Origin of the sequence: Bradyrhizobium sp. SUTN9-2, assembly GCF_003122645.1 — a bacterium.
In the GTDB taxonomy this organism is placed as follows: domain Bacteria; phylum Pseudomonadota; class Alphaproteobacteria; order Rhizobiales; family Xanthobacteraceae; genus Bradyrhizobium; species Bradyrhizobium yuanmingense.
The window spans coordinates 6,072,700-6,074,205 of record NZ_LAXE01000001.1; the positions used below are offsets into that span (position 1 = coordinate 6,072,700).

A 1,506-nucleotide genomic window follows, 5' to 3' on the forward strand; every position below is an offset into this window, starting at 1 on the left:
CTGCACGTTGGTGGAGGCTTCCTCCGAAGCGCCGGCCACCGTGGTCGCGAGCTTCTGGGACCGCTCGGCCGTACCTGTGAGGGTGGTGGCCGATGCTTCCAGCTGGGTCGATGCCGACGACACTGTTCCGATGATCTGGCCGACGGCGCTCTCGAAGTCGTCGGCGAGCCTGACCATGTCGCGTTTGCGCTGCTCGGCATTGCGACGCTCGGTTTCAGCCTGTTCCGCCTTCAGCCGCTCGACCTCGATGGCATTGGTCTTGAACACCTGGACCGCCTGAGCCATCTCACCGATCTCGTCCTTGCGTTCGATACCCGATACGATCACCGAGGTGTCCCCATTCGCGAGAACACCCATCTCGGTCGTGATGCGCTGGATCGGGCGGGTGACCGCGAAGGCGACGCCGAAGGCGCCCACGAGCGAGAGCAGCAGGGTGACGAGGCCTCCGATCAGCATGGCCATGGTGGCGCTGGACGAGGCGGCGTCGGAGGCAGCCGCCCGCACTGACAACAGCGACCGCTCTTCCCTGTCCATTTCCTGGACGACGGCGCGGAGGCCATCCATCGACTTCTTGCCGGCTCCGGAAGCCTCGAGCTCACGCGCCTTCGCCTGGGTTGCCGGATCCTTCATCAGCGCGATTTCGCGCTGCGCGACGTTGGTTGCCCAGTCGTTGGCAAGCGCCTTGACCTGCTCGAGTCGCTTCTGCTGCGTGGCGTTGTCCGAGGTCAGGCTGCCGACTTTGGCCGCCGCAGTCTGAAATTGTTTCAGCCCGGCTTCGTAAGGAGCGAGAAAGCCGGCATCGCCAGACACGAGATAGCCGCGAACGCCGGTTTCCTGATTGACCATCGCACCGACAAGCTCGGAAAGCTGCTCCAGCACCTGATAGGTATGCACTGTCATCTTCGCCGTGGAATTCATTACGCTCAGCGAGTTGTAGATGGCTGCGGTGCTGCCGGCGACGACGAGACAGATCGCCGCGAATACGGCGGAAACCTTAATGGAAATACGAAGGTTGTTGATCCAAGACATTAAATCCTCCCCAATGCTGACGGTCGGGAGTTGCTGGTCCGGACCGGCTCCGATCGTGCTACGACTTCCGCCACGATCTTACCGTCGCTCAGGATTGTTAGGTTTAACGACGCTACGCAGTAGTACGGAGCTTTCGCTGAAGAGTACGTCGCAATTCTACGGGCATATCGACAGCGCAACGCGCGCAGGAAAAACTATGAGCGGCGCCGATGGCGCCGCCCTTGCTTGTGGAACCCACGTCTGTCTACGCGGCGCGGACGTTGGTCAGGAACTTGCTGACCTCGTTCTTCAGCCGGCCCGAATCATTCGACAGCATCTGCGCCGCGGACAGCACCTGCGAGGAGGCCGTGCCGGTCTCGGTCGCGCCGCGCTGCACGTCCGTGATGTTGGACGACACCTGCTGGGTGCCCTGCGCCGCCTGCTGCACGTTGCGGGCAATCTCCTGCGTCGCGGCGCCCTGCTCTTCCACCGCAGCCG

Annotated in this window: 1 protein-coding gene and 1 pseudogene; both read right to left on the reverse strand. The window is 62.9% G+C overall.

Annotated features, from left to right (window positions below):
• Positions 1-1,029 (reverse strand): CHASE3 domain-containing protein (locus XF30_RS28100; protein ID WP_146207812.1); only part of this gene is annotated, 1,029 nt, incomplete at its 3' end.
• A gap of 244 nt (positions 1,030-1,273) precedes the next feature.
• A pseudogene (locus XF30_RS39540) lies at positions 1,274-1,506 on the reverse strand (methyl-accepting chemotaxis protein); the annotation flags it as partial.